This is a genomic window from Janibacter melonis (genome assembly GCF_003721155.3).
Classification (GTDB): Bacteria; Actinomycetota; Actinomycetes; order Actinomycetales; family Dermatophilaceae; genus Marihabitans; species Marihabitans melonis.
The window spans coordinates 3,005,252-3,021,739 of record NZ_CP044548.2 but is presented as its reverse complement, the minus strand read 5'-3'; the positions used below and the strand labels follow the sequence as shown (position 1 = coordinate 3,021,739).

Below are 16,488 nucleotides of genomic sequence, written 5' to 3'. Positions count from 1 at the left end.
CTTCGAACCAGCGGGCTCCCCCGTCAGCGCTTCGTGTAGCTGGAGGCTCGACCCCAGGTGGAGGAGGTGTCGGAGGTGACGACGCGCCAGTAGCGGCTCGTCGACGCGTAGGCCTTCATCGCGACGACGCCCGAGCCGTTGGTGGTGCCGCTCTTGACGTACTTCCAAGAGCACGACGAGCAGGACTTCATCTGGAGGCTGGCCTTCGCGCCCGACCAGGGGCGGTAGCCGCCAGCGGCGGGCGAGTAGCGCTTCGCCGTGCCCTTGACGGTGACGTACCTGCCGGAGCGGGTGCTGCTCGCGGTCGTGCGCGAGCCGAGCTTGACGGTCATCGTCGTGGAGTTCTGCGGCAGGTCGTCGTAGTCGTCGTCGTACGCGCCCTCGGGCCGGATCTTGAAGGTCCCCGTGCCCTCGAAGTCGTACCAGTCGATCGTGTCCGTCGAGTGGGTCCCGTCGTAGTTGAACCCCCCGGAGTAGCCCTGGGTCGGGTGGACGATGTCCCACCACGCGTCCTGTGCGTACCTCACGCAGCCGGCGCTGAACTTCGCGGTGATCTCGCGGTACGGCGAGTAGATCGACACCTTGCTCGGCACGCTGATCGAGCAGCTCCCGTAGGCCTGAGCCGGTGCGACGGCGACCGCCGTGGGGACGAGAGAGATGGCGGCGACCGCCGCGACGCGCGCGAGCATGGCAAGTCCTTCGTGAGTCGTGGATGCCGCGACCCTGCACCGCGACAGGTGCACCGTAGCGACCACCACCCACCTCCCGCACCGCTTCGGGCCGATCCGACGACGTGCTGCACCTGCCCCAAGTGCCAGCACGCCGGTTCGAAGAAGGATCGTCACCTCGAGGTGACGATCCTTCTTCGAACCACCGGGCTCCGTCAGGGCTGTCAGAGGGGCAGCTTGGTGTCGCAGTCGATGTAGGTGAAGGTCTTGCCACCCGGTGCATAGGAGCGGCAGGGAGCAGCATTGCCCGGGCGAGGAGCAACCGGGGCCTGAGGGGGTGCGGTGGTCGACTGCGGCGCGGGCTGCGGGGTCGGCTGCGGCGCTGGGGCAGGGGCTGGGTCAGGGGCAGGCGCTGGGGTCGCCGACGTGGGCGTGCGCGGGGCCGGCCTCGGCCTGCTGTCCGACACCACCACCTTCAGGCGTCGCAGTAGGTCACGCAGCTCTCGCGGGCTCACCTGGCGCGCGGCGAAGCTGCGCGGGTCGCCGAGCACCTTCTGCAGCGCGCGCGCCTGTGCATACGCGGCTGCGGGGTCATCACCTACGACCGCTCGCTCCATGCGCTCCTGACGGGCAGGGAGCGTGCAGCCCTGATCCGGGTCGAAGAGCCCGACCTCGTCCCGCGCCGCCTCGAGGTGGGCGTCCTCGACCTCCGCGCGATAGCGCTGGTTTGGGGCGACGTACATCGGGACCGCAAGCCCGGCCCTCACGACGGCAGCGTTGACGAGACCCTCGTCGTCGTAGACGCCACGGAGCTCGCGCCGGTACCGGTCGTGGTGCTCCTCGTCCCACTCGAGCTGGACGGTGTCGCCCTTCGCGAGTCGCGCTCGTACGAAGGAGGTGGCGACATCCGCCAGGCACTCCCCGTCCCGTCCCGGGCCGCCGCGCTCCGGGGTGTCGATGTTGAGCAGCCGCACGCGATGGGTGCGTGCGTCGTAGCGGACGTCGATGGTGTCTCCGTCGATCACCTTGACGACCGACGCCTCGGTGCGGGCCCCCGACGGGTCGAGAGCGATCACGCCCGCCACCGCTCCCCCGCCCACTGCGAGAGCCGACACCGCGACCACTGAACCCCACCCCGCGCCCATGGCCGGGAACATACAGGTGAGCAACTCGTCGGGAACTGCGGCGGGTGAGGCACCTGGTTTGAAGAAGGATCGTCACCTCGAGGTGACAGTGCTTCTTCGAACCACCGGGCTCGCGGGGGCGGGGACGGCGAAGGGGAGGTGGCCGGTGGCCACCTCCCCTTCGCGCTGCTGAGCCGGTGACGGGAATCGAACCCGCGTGTCCAGCTTGGGAAGCTGGCGCTCTACCATTGAGCTACACCGGCGCGCACCCGACCAGCGGGTGCGGCGGCCATCGTAACCCACCCCCTAGCGCCCCCCGGACCCCAGTCGCGTCCCGGCGGACAGGAGCGTCATGAGCACCACCGACCTGACCACGGAAGACTTCGAGAAGACCATCACGAGCAACGACATCGTGCTCGTCGACTGGTGGGCGGAGTGGTGCGGACCGTGCAAGCAGTTCGCCCCGGTCTACTCGAAGGTGAGCGACGCCCACCCCGACGTCGTCTTCGGCAAGGTCGACACCGAGGCCGAGCAGGAGCTCGCCGCCGCTGCGTCGATCACCTCGATCCCCACGACGATGGCCTTCCGCGACGGCATCCTCGTCTTCTCGCAGCCGGGCGCCCTGCCCGAGGCCGCGCTCCAGGAGGTCATCTCGCAGGTCCGCGACCTCGACATGGACGACATCCGTCGCCAGCTGGAGACCCAGCAGCAGCAGTGACCCTGTCGGCGCGGCGACCTCGACGTCGCCGCGCCGATATCGTGGCTCGATGAGCCCGACCACGGCGAGGTCGCAGGCCCTGCCGCGCTTCGCTCGCACGACCTTCCCGCACCCCCCAGGTCGTCGCCCGCTCGTGGGCGACCTCAGCGGGCTGCCCCGTACGCCAGTCCAGACGATCCTGCGCGGGGTGGAGGGGCTCGGCGACATCTGCGAGTTCAAGGCCTTCCGCAACCGCTTCGTCCTCGTGACGACCGGCGAGCTCATGGCCGAGCTGTGCGACGAGCGCCGCTTCGTCAAGGCGCTCCCGCCCGGTCTCGTCGCCCTGCGCCGCAACGCCGGCGACGGGCTCTTCACCGCCTACAACGACGAGACGAACTGGCGGCTCGCGCACGACCTGCTGCTCCCCGCCTTCGCCCGGCCCGCGATGCTGCGCTACCACGCGACGATGCTCGGCGCCGCGGACGAGCTCGTCTCGAAGTGGGACGCCGCGGCCGCCGCCGACGAGCCCGTCGACGTCCCCGGCGACCTCACCCGGCTCACCCTCGAGACGATCAGCCGCTGCGCCTTCTCCAAGGACATGGGCTCCTTCACCTCGGCGGAGGTCCACCCCTTCGTCCAGGGCATGGTGCGCACCCTCGGCGCGGGTCAGCGGATCGCCGCCGTCGGCTCCCTCCCCCTCGTCGGCCGGCGTCTCGCCGACCGGGTCGACGCGCGCATGTCGCAGCACCGGGAGGAGGTGCACGCGATGATCGACGGGTGGGTCGCCGAGCGGCGCTCGTCCGGCGAGGTCGACGACCGTGACCTGCTCGGCATCATGCTCGGCAGCGCCCACCCGGAGACCGGCGCGATGCTCGACGACGAGAACATCCGTCACCAGATCCAGACCTTCCTCGTCGCCGGTCACGAGACGACCTCGGGCGCGCTCTCCTTCGCCCTGCACTACCTCTCGCGGGACCCGCAGGCCCTGGCTGCTGCCTACGCCGAGACCGACGCCGTCCTCGGTCCGGACCGCGACGCCCGGCCGACCTTCGAGCAGGTGCCGAAGCTGCGGCACCTGCGCCGCTGCCTCGACGAGGCGCTGCGGCTGTGGCCGACCGCCCCCGCCTTCGCCCGCGGGCCGCGCGAGACGACGGTGCTCGGCGGGCGCTGGCAGATGGAGCCCGGTGACTGGGCGATGGCGCTGCTGCCCGCGGTGCACCGCGACCCGGCGGTCTGGGGAGACGACGCCGAGGAGTACCGCCCCGACCGCTTCCTCCCGGTCGAGGTCAAGGCCCGCCCCGCACACACGTACAAGCCCTTCGGCACCGGCGAGCGCGCGTGCATCGGGCGCCAGTTCGCGCTCCACGAGGCCGTCCTCGTCCTCGCGCGCGTCCTCCACCGCTTCGAGATCGAGGCCGACCCGGGGTACGAGCTGGAGATCACCGAGCGGCTGACGCTCATGCCGCGGGACCTGCGGCTGTCCCTGCGGCCGCGCTGACGACGGGCGAAGGGGGGGGAGGTCGGGTCGTGGTCTCGAGGCTCGCCGGCGCTCGCACCTCGACCATCGAGATCGCTCACCTCGACGACAGAGGCGAGCCCGTGTGCGCCACATCACCAGGCCCTGCCTTGCAGCAGCGCGGGCCTCGGACGGACCATGGCGGTAGGTAAGCAAGCGCTCACCTACCTCACGTCCCCGAGCACGTCCAGGAGCACAGCCCGCGATGGGTCACTACAAGAGCAACCTCCGTGACATCGAGTTCAACCTCTTCGAGGTCCTGGGCCGCGACGAGGTCCTCGGCGTCGAGCCCTACCAGGTGGACGGCGAGACCGCCCGCGACATGCTCAAGGAGGTCTCGCGCCTCGCGGAGAACGAGCTCGCCGAGTCCTTCGCCGACGCCGACCGCAACCCGCCCGTCTTCGACCCCACGACGTCGTCGGTGACGATGCCGGGCTCCTTCGCGAAGAGCTACCAGGCCTACACCGAGTCCGGCTTCTGGTCCGTCGACGTGCCGGCCGAGCTCGACGGCACCCCGGCGCCCCCGTCGCTGAAGTGGGCGATGAACGAGATGGTCCTCGGCGCCAACCCCGCCATCGGCATGTTCTCGGCGTCGTACTCCTTCGCCAACCTGCTCTACATCCTCGGCACCGACGAGCAGAAGAAGCTCGCCCGTTGGATCATCGAGCGCGGCTGGCACTGCACGATGGTGCTCACCGAGCCCGACGCGGGCTCCGACGTCGGCGCCGGCCGCACGAAGGCCGTCGACGCCGGGGACGGCACGTGGCACGTCGAGGGCGTCAAGCGCTTCATCACCTCGGCAGAGTCCGACATGACCGACAACGTCATCCACTTCGTCCTCGCCCGCCCCGAGGGTGCCGGCCCCGGCACGAAGGGCCTCTCCCTCTTCATCGTCCCGAAGTACCACGTCGACCTCGAGACCGGTGAGCTCGGCGAGCGCAACGGCGCCTACGTCACCGGCCTCGAGAAGAAGATGGGTCTGAAGGTCTCGACGACCTGCGAGGTGACCTTCGGCGAGAAGGAGCCGGCGATCGGCACCCTCCTCGGCGGCACCCACGACGGCATCGCGCAGATGTTCCGCGTCATCGAGAATGCCCGGATGCTCGTCGGCACGAAGGCCATCGCCACCCTGTCGACCGGCTACCTCAACGCCCTCGAGTTCGCCAAGCAGCGCGTCCAGGGCGCCGACCTCACCCAGATGAGCGACAAGGCCGCGCCCCGCGTGACGATCACCCATCACCCGGACGTGCGCCGCAGCCTCATGCTGCAGAAGTCCTACGCCGAGGGCCTGCGTGCGCTCGTGCTCTTCACCGCCACCCAGCAGGACGTCGTCGACCTCGAGCAGCGTCGCACCGGCGCCGAGCAGATCGCGCCCGACTCCCCCGCCGCGATGGCCGGCCGGGTCAACGACCTGCTCCTGCCGCTCGTCAAGGGTCTGGGCTCCGAGCGGGCCTGGGTGCTCCTCGGCACCGAGTCGCTGCAGACCTTCGGCGGCTCGGGCTACCTCCAGGACTACCCCGTCGAGCAGTACGTCCGCGACGCGAAGATCGACACCCTCTACGAGGGCACGACCGCCATCCAGGGCCAGGACTTCTTCTTCCGCAAGATCATCCGGGACCAGGCCCAGGCCCTCGGCCACCTCGCCACGCAGATCCAGCAGTTCGCCCAGGACGTCGAGGCCCAGGGCGGTCGGCTCACCCAGGAGCGCCGGCTCCTCGCCCAGGCGCTCGAGGACACCCAGGGCATCCTCGGAGCGATGGTCGGCCCGCTCACGGCGTCCGACCCGCGCCAGGAGGGCGGTGACGTCACCAACCTCTACAAGGTCGGCCAGAACACGACCCGCCTGCTCCTCGCGGCCGGTGACCTCGTCATCGGCTGGCTGCTCCTGCGCCAGGCCGCCGTCGCGGTCGACGCGCTCGAGAGCGCGCAGGGCAAGGACGTCGACTTCTACACCGGCAAGATCGCGGCCGCCCGCTTCTTCGCCACCCAGGTGCTCCCGCGCCTGGCCTCCGAGCGCGCCATCGCCGAGGCGACGGACAACGCCCTCATGGAGGTGCCCGAGGCGGCCTTCTGAGCCAGCTCGCCCCACGACGAAGGGGGTGCCGCCGGGTCGACCCGGGGGCGCCCCCTTCGTCGTCCCCCGGCACCGGGCGAAGGGGGACCCCCTCTCCCGCGTCACATCTCGCCCGCCGCGTGCGTCATCAGGGCATGAGACGAGACGATGAGTGGATGGACACGACGGCGGCGTTCGAGGCGGAGCGGCCGCGGCTGCAGCGCATCGCGACGAAGGTGCTCGGCGACCCGGGCGAGGCCGAGGACGTCGTGCAGCAGGCGTGGCTGCGACTGCACGGCAGCGCAGCCGAGATCGAGAGCCTGCCCGCGTGGCTGACGACCGTGACGACCCGGCTGTGCCTGGACCGCCTGCGCGCCCGCACCCCGGTGCCGGTCGAGGACCTCGGCGTCACCGACGTCGCGCCCGACCCCGCCGACGACGTCGCGCTCGCCGACACCGTTGGGGTGGCCCTCCAGGCGGTGCTCGACCGGCTCTCCCCCCGCGAGCGGGTCGCCTTCGTCCTGCACGACAGCTTCGCCGTCGACTTCCCCGTGGTCGCCACCATCCTCGGCACGACGCCCGCCGCGGCCCGTCAGCTCGCGTCCCGGGCCCGGGCGAAGGTCAGCCGGCCCGCACCCGCCGACCGGCTCGACGACTGGCAGGTCGTCGACGCCTTCATGGCGGCGGCGCGCGAGGGTGACTTCGCCGGGCTCCTGCGCCTGCTCGCGCCCGACGCCGTCGTCGAGGGCGACGCGGCCGCGGTGCTCGTCGGCACGCCCGCGCGGATGTCGGGGCGCGAGAGCGTCGCCGGCTTCTTCGACGGCAGCGCCCATGCCGCCCTGCCCGCGCTCGTCGAGGGCCGCCCGGGGTACGCGTGGTACCACCGGGGCGCGGCCATGGTCGCCTTCGACTTCACCGTCGTCGACGGCGTGGTGACGCGGGTCGACTTCCGGGCCGACCCCGACGTCCTCGCCGCGGTGGTGCGCCGCGAGGAGGACCGGGAGCGATGACCTGTCACACCTGCGCGATCCCGCTCGTCATCTCGACGACGGACCCCACCCACAGGAGGAGCACGAGATGAAGACCATGACCTGCAGCCAGCTCGGCGGCCCGTGCGACCTCGCCCACCGGGGCGAGAGCGCGGACGACGTCATCAACGCCCAGGACCAGCACCTCAAGGAGATGGAGCGGGCGGGCGACGCCGCGCACCAGCCGGCCCGCGACGACATGAAGGGCCGCTGGCGCCACCCGAAGAAGTCGCTCGGCTGGTACCGCGAGATGAAGCAGACCTTCGCGGACCTGCCGGAGAGCTGAGCGGCACGGCGGGGCGAAGGGGGCCGGGAGACGCGAGTCTCCTCGCCCCCTTCGTGCGTGCCGAGGACGGTTCGTCGCAGGAGAACATCGTCCCTGGGGCGCCTGCTCCACCCATAGCGTCACGCGCACCCACTGGACGAAGGAGTTCTCATGGTGCGCGCACCGCACGACCATCACGACCACGGAGCCGAGTGCCTGTGCGACCGGCTGCCCGTCGAGGCGGTGACGAGCGAGCGTGACGAGGCGATCGACCAGGCCCGCTCCGGGCTGTCGCTCTCCCGACGCAGCATCGTCGCCGGGGTCGGTCTGGCCGCCGCGGGCGCCGCCCTCGCCCCCGCTGCCGCGGCGAGCCCGGCGCACCGCCCGCCCGCAGCCCCCACGCGGGGTCTCGAGCTCGTCCTGCTCGGCACGCGCGCCGGCCCGCCGGTCGACCTGCACCAGGTGGGCGCCGCGACCGCCCTCGTCGTCGACGGCCAGACCTATGTCGTCGACTGCGGCCGCGCCTCGGTGACCCAGTTCGTCAAGGCCGGGCTGCGGTTGGACTCCATCCGCGGCATCTTCCTCACCCACCTGCACGCCGATCACATCGCCGACTACTACAACTTCTTCATGCTCGGCGGGCACATCAAGAACCAGAACGGCGACCACATCGAGCGTCGGGTGCCGGTCCTCGGCCCCGGCCCGGCCGGCGGTCTGCAGCCCAAGTTCGGCGGCGGCACCGCACCCACGGTCAACCCCGCCGACCCGACGCCGGGCACGAAGCAGATGACCGAGTCGCTGCACGCGGCGTACGCGTACAGCATGAACGTCTTCCTGCGAGACATGAACGTCATCGACATCCGCACGCTCATGGACGTCCGCGAGATCCAGCTGCCCGGCACCGTGACGGCCGACTACCTCAACACCTCGCCCGACATGTCCCCCTTCGAGATCTACCGGGACGACAAGGTGACGGTCACCGCGACGCTCGTGCCGCACGGCCCGGTCTTCCCCGCGTACGCCTTCCGCTTCGACACCGCGTACGGGTCGGTGACCTTCTCCGGCGACACCCGCTACTCGACCAACCTCGTCGAGATGGCCGAGGACACCGACATCCTCGTCCACGAGGCGATCGGCGTGGAGGGTGCCGGCCTGCCGGACGCCACCCTGGACCACATGCTCCAGTCGCACGTCCTCATCGAGAAGGTCGGCGAGGTCGCCCAGCAGGCGCACGCGAAGCACCTCGTCGTCTCGCACTACGCCGACCTCGGGGCACCCAAGGTCGACGTGCGACAGTGGACGCGACTGGCCCAGCGCGGCTACCGCGGCCGCACGACGGTCGGCTGGGACCTCGACCGCTTCACGCTCGGACGTCGACCCGGGCGTCGCTGAGCCGAGCTGCGCCGGGACTCGTCTCGACATGCGGGCCGGCGTGGGCCTCCCTATGGTGGTGCGCACGCCGGCCCGACGCGCCGGTGACGGACAAAGGAGTCTGACCGCATGAGCATCTTCCGTTCGATCAAGGCCAAGCGCGCCGCCGCCTCCGCGGGCAAGTACTACATCCGCATGTACCCGGTGTGACCGACGCTGCCCGAGTCCCGGCCGGCCAGTCCTCCACGGACGGGCCGGCCGGACCTCTTCCTGGGGTCCACCTCGACGGGGGTCCTCGCCTCTCCCCCAGACGCGACCCGGCGGCGTACCTCGAGGCCTGCGCCGACCGCTACGGCGATGTGTTCGCCCTGACCCCCCAGCACATCCAGGTCTGGGACCCGGCCGGGGCTCGCGACGTGCTGCGGCGGGAGGACGACTTCGCACTGGCCCCGGCGGCGGTTCGCACGTCCCGGACCTCGGTGCAGGTCGACAGCTCCGACCGCTGGCATCATGCCCGCCGATACGCGTGGGACCACCTGGCCACCAGCCCCGGACGTGCTCCGGAGATCGCCGCCCGCTGGGCCGGAGCTCTCCCTACCGCCCGGCGACTCACGGCGTCCACGCAAGTCGTCGACCTCACCGCGCGGGTCGTCTGGCCGGAGCTCCTCGACGACATCGGCCGGGGTGAGGCCGACCACCTCGCCGACACGCTCTCACGCACCTCCCACGCCCGCCAGCACTCGAAGGGGTTCCGCTCACCGTGGTGGGAGCGGCGTCTGCGACGTCAGTTCGACGAGGTCATCGAGGGGCTCATGTCGCTCGTGGCGCGCCGACGCCACGAAGAGCCGCGTGGGGACCTGCTCGACGCGCTGCTCGCAGGAGACGCGCCGCCCCTCGACGACCTCGAGGTGGCCCAGACCATGGCCATCGCCCTCGACAGCGGGATGCAGACGACAGGCGCAGCGGTGGCCTGGGTGCTGACCACCATTGGAGGGATGACGTCTGATGACCAGGCTGCCTGCGAGGACCATCGGACGGCCGAGCACGTGATCAAGGAGATCTTGCGTCACACCCCCGTCATCGCCGGGTTGAATCGGACCTCTTCGCGTGAGGCGACCGTCGGGGGGTGCCCCGCGCCGCAGGGCACCGAGCTTGTCGTCGCAGTCGAGGGGATGCACCGTCGAGCGTCGTTGTGGAGCGAGGACCCCACAGTCTTCGACCCCACCCGGTGGGCTAGACCGCGGCCGCACACCCGGGGCGCGTACCTCCCCTACGGGGCGGGTCCGCGGGTCTGTCTGGGCATGCACCTCGCCAACACCGTGCTCGTCGAGCTCGTCACGCTCCTGGGTCGCTGGTACGAGGTCGACGCCTCGGCCTCGCCCCGACCGCGCAGAGACAACCTGTGCTGGCCGAGGGGCTACCCGGTGACGATCACGCCGCGTGTCTCGGCCTGACCGGTCGCTCCCCGGACGCAGTCGTCTCACGAGCCGCCGACGAGGGCGATCCGCCCGCGCCGATCGCCAGGACGCTGCGACCCCGACGCGCCTCCCGTGTGCGACGGTACGTCGACCCCAGCCGGCTCACCGCGGCCAACAGCTCGCGGGAGTCCAACGGCTTGCCGAGGAACTCGTCGGCACCCCCACGCTACGCGGTGATCGCGTACTCCGCCGTCCCGTGCGCCGTCATGATGACGACCGGCAGCTCGCGGTCGATCTCGCGGGCGCGCAGGAGCACGTCGAGACCGGTCCCACCGGGCATCTCGATGTCGGTGACGACGACGTCGGGGACGAACTCACGGACAAGCTCGGTGAACCCGTGCGGGCTGGGGAGCACCCAGACGTCGCACTCGAGCCGCATCTCGAGGCTGAGCTGGACGTACTGCGCGACGTCGGGCTCGTCGTCCAGCACGACGACCCGCAGGGCTGTGGGTTCCATTGCAGCGCAACGCTGTCGGTAATGGATTGCATCTGCCGAGGGCGCCGCGCAGACGGGCCGGCGGAAGGTCGAGTCACGCCGACGGCCTAGACCCGAGAGGACGCAAAAAACGCCCCGACGTGACCGGTGAGGGTCTCGCGGGGCGTTTCTTGTCCACCCGCAATGGGGGTGGTGAATGGTTGTCCGGCTGCGTCCTACTCTCCCACACCGTCACCAGTGCAGTACCATCGGCGCTGAAGGGCTTAGCTTCCGGGTTCGGAATGGAGCCGGGCGTTTCCCCTTCGCTATGACAGCCGAAACTCTATGGAGATGTATCGGTTGTTCGTTTCCCGACCGTATCTCGGGAACTGGACAGTGGACGCGAAGACTTCTTCATTTACCACCGACCCCGCAAGCGGGGTTGGGGGTGTGTATCAAGTTATCGGCTTATTAGTACCAGTCAGCTCCATGCATTGCTGCACTTCCACATCTGGCCTATCAACCCAGTAGTCTACTGGGAGCCTCTCAGAGCTTGCGCTCCATGGAAACCTCATCTTGAGACGTGCTTCCCGCTTAGATGCTTTCAGCGGTTATCACTTCCGAACGTAGCCAATCAGCGGTGCCCTTGGCAGGACAACTGACACACCAGTGGTTCGTCCAACCCGGTCCTCTCGTACTAGGGTCAGCCTCTCTCAAGTTTCCTACGCGCACAGAGGATAGGGACCGAACTGTCTCACGACGTTCTAAACCCAGCTCGCGTGCCGCTTTAATGGGCGAACAGCCCAACCCTTGGGAGCAACTCCACCCCCAGGATGCGACGAGCCGACATCGAGGTGCCAAACCATCCCGTCGATATGGACTCTTGGGGAAGATCAGCCTGTTATCCCCGGGGTACCTTTTATCCGTTGAGCGACGGCGCTTCCACAAGCCACCGTCGGGTCACTAGTTCCGACTTTCGTCCCTGCTCGACATGTCTGTCTCGCAGTCAAGCTCCCTTGTGTACTTACACTCGAAACCTGATTGCCAACCAGGCTGAGGGAACCTTTGAGCGCCTCCGTTACATTTTAGGAGGCAACCGCCCCAGTTAAACTACCCACCAGGCAATGTCCCTGATCCGGATCACGGACCGAGGTTAGACAACCAGAACGACCAGAGTGGTATTTCAACGATGACTCCACACACACTGGCGTGCATGCTTCACAGTCTCCCACCTATCCTACACAAGCCGTCCCGATCACCAATACCAAGCTATAGTGAAGGTCCCGGGGTCTTTCCGTCCTTCTGCGCGTAACGAGCATCTTTACTCGTAGTGCAATTTCGCCGAGTTCGCGGTTGAGACAGTGGAGAAGTCGTTACGCCATTCGTGCAGGTCGGAACTTACCCGACAAGGAATTTCGCTACCTTAGGATGGTTATAGTTACCACCGCCGTTTACTGGGGCTTAAATTCTCAGCTTCGCCACACAAGGTGACTAACCGGTCCTCTTAACCTTCCAGCACCGGGCAGGCGTCAGTCCGTATACATCGTCTTGCGACTTCGCACGGACCTGTGTTTTTAGTAAACAGTCGCTTCTCCCTGGTCTCTGCGGCCCATCATCCTAGTCCGAAAGGACTTCAGAATCCGGGCCCCCCTTCTCCCGAAGTTACGGGGGCATTTTGCCGAATTCCTTAACCACGATTCACTCGATCGCCTTAGTATTCTCTACTTATCCACCTGAGTCGGTTTGGGGTACGGGCGGCTAGAACCTCGCTAGAGGATTTTCTTGGCAGCATAGGATCACCCTGCTTCCCGCTGATGCGGTCACTATCAGGTCTCAGGATATGTGTCAGACGGATTTGCCTACCTGACTCCCTACACCCTTGGACGTGGACAACCATCGCCACGCGGAGGCTACCTTCCTGCGTCTCCCCATCGCTTGACTACTACTAGATCGGGTCGAGCGTTCCACTCACCGATGGCAACCGAAGTCGCCGGTGGTGAGCTTCAGGCTCTTAGCATCACTAGATTCATCAGGGGCGGTTCTTCGCCGGTTCCGGAATATCAACCGGATGTCCATCGACTACGCCTGTCGGCCTCGCCTTAGGTCCCGACTTACCCAGGGCAGATTAGCTTGACCCTGGAACCCTTGGATATTCGGCGGACGGGTTTCTCACCCGTCTTTCGCTACTCATGCCTGCATTCTCACTCGTGTGGCATCCACGGCTGGTTCACACCGCCGCTTCACTCGCCACACGACGCTCCCCTACCCATCAACACGCTTGGACCACAAGTGGCCAGGCAGTGTGTCAATGCCACAGCTTCGGTGGTGTGCTTGAGCCCCGCTACATTGTCGGCGCGGAATCACTTGACCAGTGAGCTATTACGCACTCTTTAAAGGGTGGCTGCTTCTAAGCCAACCTCCTGGTTGTCAATGCAACTCCACATCCTTTCCCACTTAGCACACGCTTAGGGACCTTAGCTGGTGATCTGGGCTGTTTCCCTCTCGACTACGGAGCTTATCCCCCGCAGTCTCACTGCCACGCTCTCACTTACCGGCATTCGGAGTTTGGCTAACGTCAGTAACCTGGTGAGGCCCATTAGCTATCCAGTAGCTCTACCTCCGGTAAGAAACACGTGACGCTGCACCTAAATGCATTTCGGGGAGAACCAGCTATCACGGAGTTTGATTGGCCTTTCACCCCTACCCACAGCTCATCCCCTCAGTTTTCAACCTAAGTGGGTTCGGTCCTCCACGACGTCTTACCGTCGCTTCAACCTGGCCATGGGTAGATCACTCCGCTTCGGGTCTAGACCCAGCGACTCAATCGCCCTATTCGGACTCGCTTTCGCTACGGCTTCCCCACACGGGTTAACCTTGCCACTGAGCACTAACTCGCAGGCTCATTCTTCAAAAGGCACGCTGTCACCCCACAAGGAGGCTCCAACGGATTGTAGGCACACGGTTTCAGGATCTATTTCACTCCCCTCCCGGGGTACTTTTCACCTTTCCCTCACGGTACTTGTCCGCTATCGGTCACCAGGGAATATTTAGGCTTAGCGGGTGGTCCCGCCAGATTCACACGGGATTTCTCGGGCCCCGTGCTACTTGGGATATCTCTTTGAAGTGCGCATCATTTCGTCTACGGGGGTAGCACCCTCTGTGCCGGGCCGTTCAAGACCCTTCGACTATGACACGCGTTTTTGACTCCATGCCAGGATGTCAGTCCTGACCAAGAGATCCCACAACCCCGTACCTGCAACGCCTGACAGCTATCACACAGATACGGTTTGGCCTGATCCGCTTTCGCTCGCCACTACTCACGGAATCGCGGTTGCTTTCTCTTCCTGTGGGTACTGAGATGTTTCACTTCCCCACGTTCCCTCTACCCAGCCTATGTGTTCAGCTGGGAGTGACTGGACTTGCCTCCAGCCGGGTTTCCCCATTCGGAAATCCTCGGATCACAGTCTGGTTATCGACTCCCCGAGGCTTATCGCAGATTCCTACGTCCTTCTTCGGTTCCTGGTGCCAAGGCATCCACCGTGCGCCCTTAAAAACTTGAGCCACAAAGATGCTCGCGTCCACTGTTCAGTTCTCAACATACGGTCGGCACCAACCACAACCGGGCGCCTACCACGCGATCACGCGTGGTGGTTCGTCCCACATGGCCGGCCCGCACCACAACCCCCACAACCGTGGGGGCCGATGGCCTCGAGGCGCTCGCGTCACCACCCGCAACCGAAATCGCGTGGCGGTGAGCCCGAACCCTCAGGACCCAACAACGTGTCAAGCACCCCAACACCCACCCTGCGCGTTCCATCACAACCCAAGAGCTGTGCGTACTAACGGACCAGGCAGGTCCTGCGGTGCCAAATAATCGATGTTCCACCCTTGAGCACCTGCTGCTCGACATTCGCGAGCAGACCAGGCCCTGGACCAGATATCTGGCCAGTGCTCCTTAGAAAGGAGGTGATCCAGCCGCACCTTCCGGTACGGCTACCTTGTTACGACTTAGTCCCAATCACCAGTCCCACCTTCGACGGCTCCCCCCACAAGGGTTGGGCCACCGGCTTCGGGTGTTACCGACTTTCGTGACTTGACGGGCGGTGTGTACAAGGCCCGGGAACGTATTCACCGCAGCGTTGCTGATCTGCGATTACTAGCGACTCCGACTTCATGGGGTCGAGTTGCAGACCCCAATCCGAACTGAGACCGGTTTTTTGGGATTCGCTCCACCTTGCGGTATCGCAGCCCTTTGTACCGGCCATTGTAGCATGCGTGAAGCCCAAGACATAAGGGGCATGATGATTTGACGTCATCCCCACCTTCCTCCGAGTTGACCCCGGCAGTCTCCTATGAGTCCCCACCTTTACGTGCTGGCAACATAGAACGAGGGTTGCGCTCGTTGCGGGACTTAACCCAACATCTCACGACACGAGCTGACGACAACCATGCACCACCTGTATACCGACCAAAAGGGGCACCCATCTCTGGGTGTTTCCGGTATATGTCAAGCCTTGGTAAGGTTCTTCGCGTTGCATCGAATTAATCCGCATGCTCCGCCGCTTGTGCGGGCCCCCGTCAATTCCTTTGAGTTTTAGCCTTGCGGCCGTACTCCCCAGGCGGGGCGCTTAATGCGTTAGCTGCGGCACGGAACTCGTGGAATGAGTCCCACACCTAGCGCCCAACGTTTACGGCATGGACTACCAGGGTATCTAATCCTGTTCGCTCCCCATGCTTTCGCTTCTCAGCGTCAGTAGTGGCCCAGAGACCTGCCTTCGCCATCGGTGTTCCTCCTGATATCTGCGCATTTCACCGCTACACCAGGAATTCCAGTCTCCCCTACCACACTCTAGTCTGCCCGTACCCACTGCAAGTCCGGGGTTGAGCCCCGGATTTTCACAGCAGACGCGACAAACCGCCTACAAGCTCTTTACGCCCAATAATTCCGGACAACGCTCGCACCCTACGTATTACCGCGGCTGCTGGCACGTAGTTAGCCGGTGCTTCTTCTGCAGGTACCGTCACTTTCGCTTCTTCCCTGCTGAAAGAGGTTTACAACCCGAAGGCCGTCATCCCTCACGCGGCGTCGCTGCATCAGGCTTTCGCCCATTGTGCAATATTCCCCACTGCTGCCTCCCGTAGGAGTCTGGGCCGTGTCTCAGTCCCAGTGTGGCCGGTCGCCCTCTCAGGCCGGCTACCCGTCGTCGCCTTGGTGAGCCATTACCTCACCAACAAGCTGATAGGCCGCGAGTCCATCCCAGACCGAAAAACTTTCCAGACACTAACCATGCGGTTGCGTCTCGTATCCGGTATTAGACGCCGTTTCCAGCGCTTATTCCAGAGTCCGGGGCAGGTTACTCACGTGTTACTCACCCGTTCGCCACTGATCCCCTCAGAGCAAGCTCCAAGGTTCACCGTTCGACTTGCATGTGTTAAGCACGCCGCCAGCGTTCGTCCTGAGCCAGGATCAAACTCTCCGTTGATGTTCAACTCCCACCACAACCCCAAAAGGACCGCGGTGAAATACTGATACCCACAAAGGGTTGTCATCCCAGCTGAGCAAGAACAACTAGCAAAAATACTAGATGATCATTGTCAACCAAAGGATTAAAATATCGTTTCATCAGTACCACACACCCACCAGAAGGAGGATGTGCCGCACCTCAGAAGACGAGGTATTGGCATCGATTTTTGACACGCTGTTGAGTTCTCAAGGTTCGGACGCGCACCATCACTCAGCACTTTCGTGCGAAGCTCCGGGGCAACTTCTCCAGCCTACCGCATCTCAGCTTGGGCGACAAATCCGTGATCCGCTCTCGGAGCGGCCGAACTGCATCGCGCTTGGATCTCTGCGGTGTGCTCCGCAAAGGTAG

The 16,488-nt window shown here is 66.0% G+C and carries 10 protein-coding genes, 1 tRNA gene and 3 rRNA genes; 7 read left to right on the top strand and 7 right to left on the bottom strand.

The window, feature by feature from the left end; translation table 11 throughout:
- Positions 1–23 precede the first annotated feature (23 nt).
- The 3 genes from EEW87_RS14460 to EEW87_RS14450 all read right to left on the bottom strand — a co-directional run bounded on the left by EEW87_RS14460 (position 24) and on the right by EEW87_RS14450 (position 2,055).
- Complete coding sequence (locus EEW87_RS14460) at positions 24–689, bottom strand: hypothetical protein (RefSeq protein ID WP_123091492.1); 666 nt, start codon at positions 687–689, stop codon at positions 24–26.
- 203 nt (positions 690–892) lie between these two features.
- Positions 893–1,783: a thermonuclease family protein gene (locus tag EEW87_RS14455; protein ID WP_192826193.1), complete on the bottom strand. Its 891-nt coding sequence runs from the start codon at positions 1,781–1,783 to the stop codon at positions 893–895.
- Between the two features lie 201 nt (positions 1,784–1,984).
- Positions 1,985–2,055 (bottom strand) — tRNA-Gly (locus EEW87_RS14450).
- Positions 2,056–2,144: 89 nt separating this feature from the next.
- Here EEW87_RS14450 and trxA point away from each other — a divergent pair.
- The 7 genes from trxA (at position 2,145) to EEW87_RS14415 (ending at position 10,176) form a co-directional block, all read left to right on the top strand.
- On the top strand, positions 2,145–2,510 hold the full coding sequence (trxA, locus tag EEW87_RS14445; protein ID WP_068272517.1) for a thioredoxin: 366 nt from the start codon (positions 2,145–2,147) through the stop codon (positions 2,508–2,510).
- A gap of 49 nt (positions 2,511–2,559) precedes the next feature.
- The gene (locus EEW87_RS14440; RefSeq protein WP_123091493.1) at positions 2,560–3,987 is read left to right on the top strand and encodes a cytochrome P450; all 1,428 of its coding nucleotides are present in this window, start codon (positions 2,560–2,562) and stop codon (positions 3,985–3,987) included.
- Positions 3,988–4,210: 223 nt separating this feature from the next.
- Positions 4,211–6,079, top strand: a complete 1,869-nt coding sequence (locus EEW87_RS14435; protein ID WP_123091494.1) for an acyl-CoA dehydrogenase — start codon at positions 4,211–4,213, stop codon at positions 6,077–6,079.
- 155 nt (positions 6,080–6,234) lie between these two features.
- Positions 6,235–7,068, top strand: coding sequence for a sigma-70 family RNA polymerase sigma factor (locus EEW87_RS14430; RefSeq protein ID WP_123091495.1), 834 nt, complete (start codon positions 6,235–6,237; stop codon positions 7,066–7,068).
- Between the two features lie 67 nt (positions 7,069–7,135).
- Entirely contained in the window at positions 7,136–7,372 is a 237-nt protein-coding gene (locus EEW87_RS14425) for a hypothetical protein (RefSeq protein ID WP_123091496.1), read from the top strand.
- A gap of 150 nt (positions 7,373–7,522) precedes the next feature.
- Complete coding sequence (locus EEW87_RS14420) at positions 7,523–8,743, top strand: MBL fold metallo-hydrolase (protein ID WP_123091497.1); 1,221 nt, start codon at positions 7,523–7,525, stop codon at positions 8,741–8,743.
- Positions 8,744–9,081: 338 nt separating this feature from the next.
- Positions 9,082–10,176 carry a cytochrome P450 gene (locus tag EEW87_RS14415; RefSeq protein ID WP_148041559.1) on the top strand — a complete coding sequence of 365 codons (1,095 nt, stop codon included), beginning with the start codon at positions 9,082–9,084 and terminating at the stop codon, positions 10,174–10,176.
- A gap of 190 nt (positions 10,177–10,366) precedes the next feature.
- On the opposite strand, the gene EEW87_RS14410 is transcribed toward EEW87_RS14415, so the two are convergent.
- The 4 genes from EEW87_RS14410 to EEW87_RS14395 all read right to left on the bottom strand — a co-directional run bounded on the left by EEW87_RS14410 (position 10,367) and on the right by EEW87_RS14395 (position 16,098).
- The gene (locus EEW87_RS14410) at positions 10,367–10,657 is read right to left on the bottom strand and encodes a response regulator (RefSeq protein ID WP_123091499.1); all 291 of its coding nucleotides are present in this window, start codon (positions 10,655–10,657) and stop codon (positions 10,367–10,369) included.
- Between the two features lie 181 nt (positions 10,658–10,838).
- Positions 10,839–10,955, bottom strand: a 5S ribosomal RNA gene (gene rrf / locus EEW87_RS14405).
- Between the two features lie 111 nt (positions 10,956–11,066).
- A 23S ribosomal RNA gene (locus tag EEW87_RS14400) occupies positions 11,067–14,176 on the bottom strand.
- A 398-nt stretch (positions 14,177–14,574) separates the two neighbouring features.
- Positions 14,575–16,098, bottom strand: a 16S ribosomal RNA gene (locus EEW87_RS14395).
- The 16S, 23S and 5S rRNA genes sit together here, the layout of an rRNA operon.
- Positions 16,099–16,488 lie beyond the last annotated feature (390 nt).

Coding starts and splice junctions, on each gene's coding strand:
- EEW87_RS14435 (WP_123091494.1), top strand. CDS start 4,211: ATGGGTCACTACAAGAGCAACCTCCGTGACATCGAGTTCAACCTCTTC.
- trxA (WP_068272517.1), top strand. CDS start 2,145: ATGAGCACCACCGACCTGACCACGGAAGACTTCGAGAAGACCATCACG.
- EEW87_RS14410 (WP_123091499.1), bottom strand. CDS start 10,657: ATGGAACCCACAGCCCTGCGGGTCGTCGTGCTGGACGACGAGCCCGAC.
- EEW87_RS14420 (WP_123091497.1), top strand. CDS start 7,523: ATGGTGCGCGCACCGCACGACCATCACGACCACGGAGCCGAGTGCCTG.
- EEW87_RS14425 (WP_123091496.1), top strand. CDS start 7,136: ATGAAGACCATGACCTGCAGCCAGCTCGGCGGCCCGTGCGACCTCGCC.
- EEW87_RS14440 (WP_123091493.1), top strand. CDS start 2,560: ATGAGCCCGACCACGGCGAGGTCGCAGGCCCTGCCGCGCTTCGCTCGC.
- EEW87_RS14430 (WP_123091495.1), top strand. CDS start 6,235: ATGGACACGACGGCGGCGTTCGAGGCGGAGCGGCCGCGGCTGCAGCGC.
- EEW87_RS14460 (WP_123091492.1), bottom strand. CDS start 689: ATGCTCGCGCGCGTCGCGGCGGTCGCCGCCATCTCTCTCGTCCCCACG.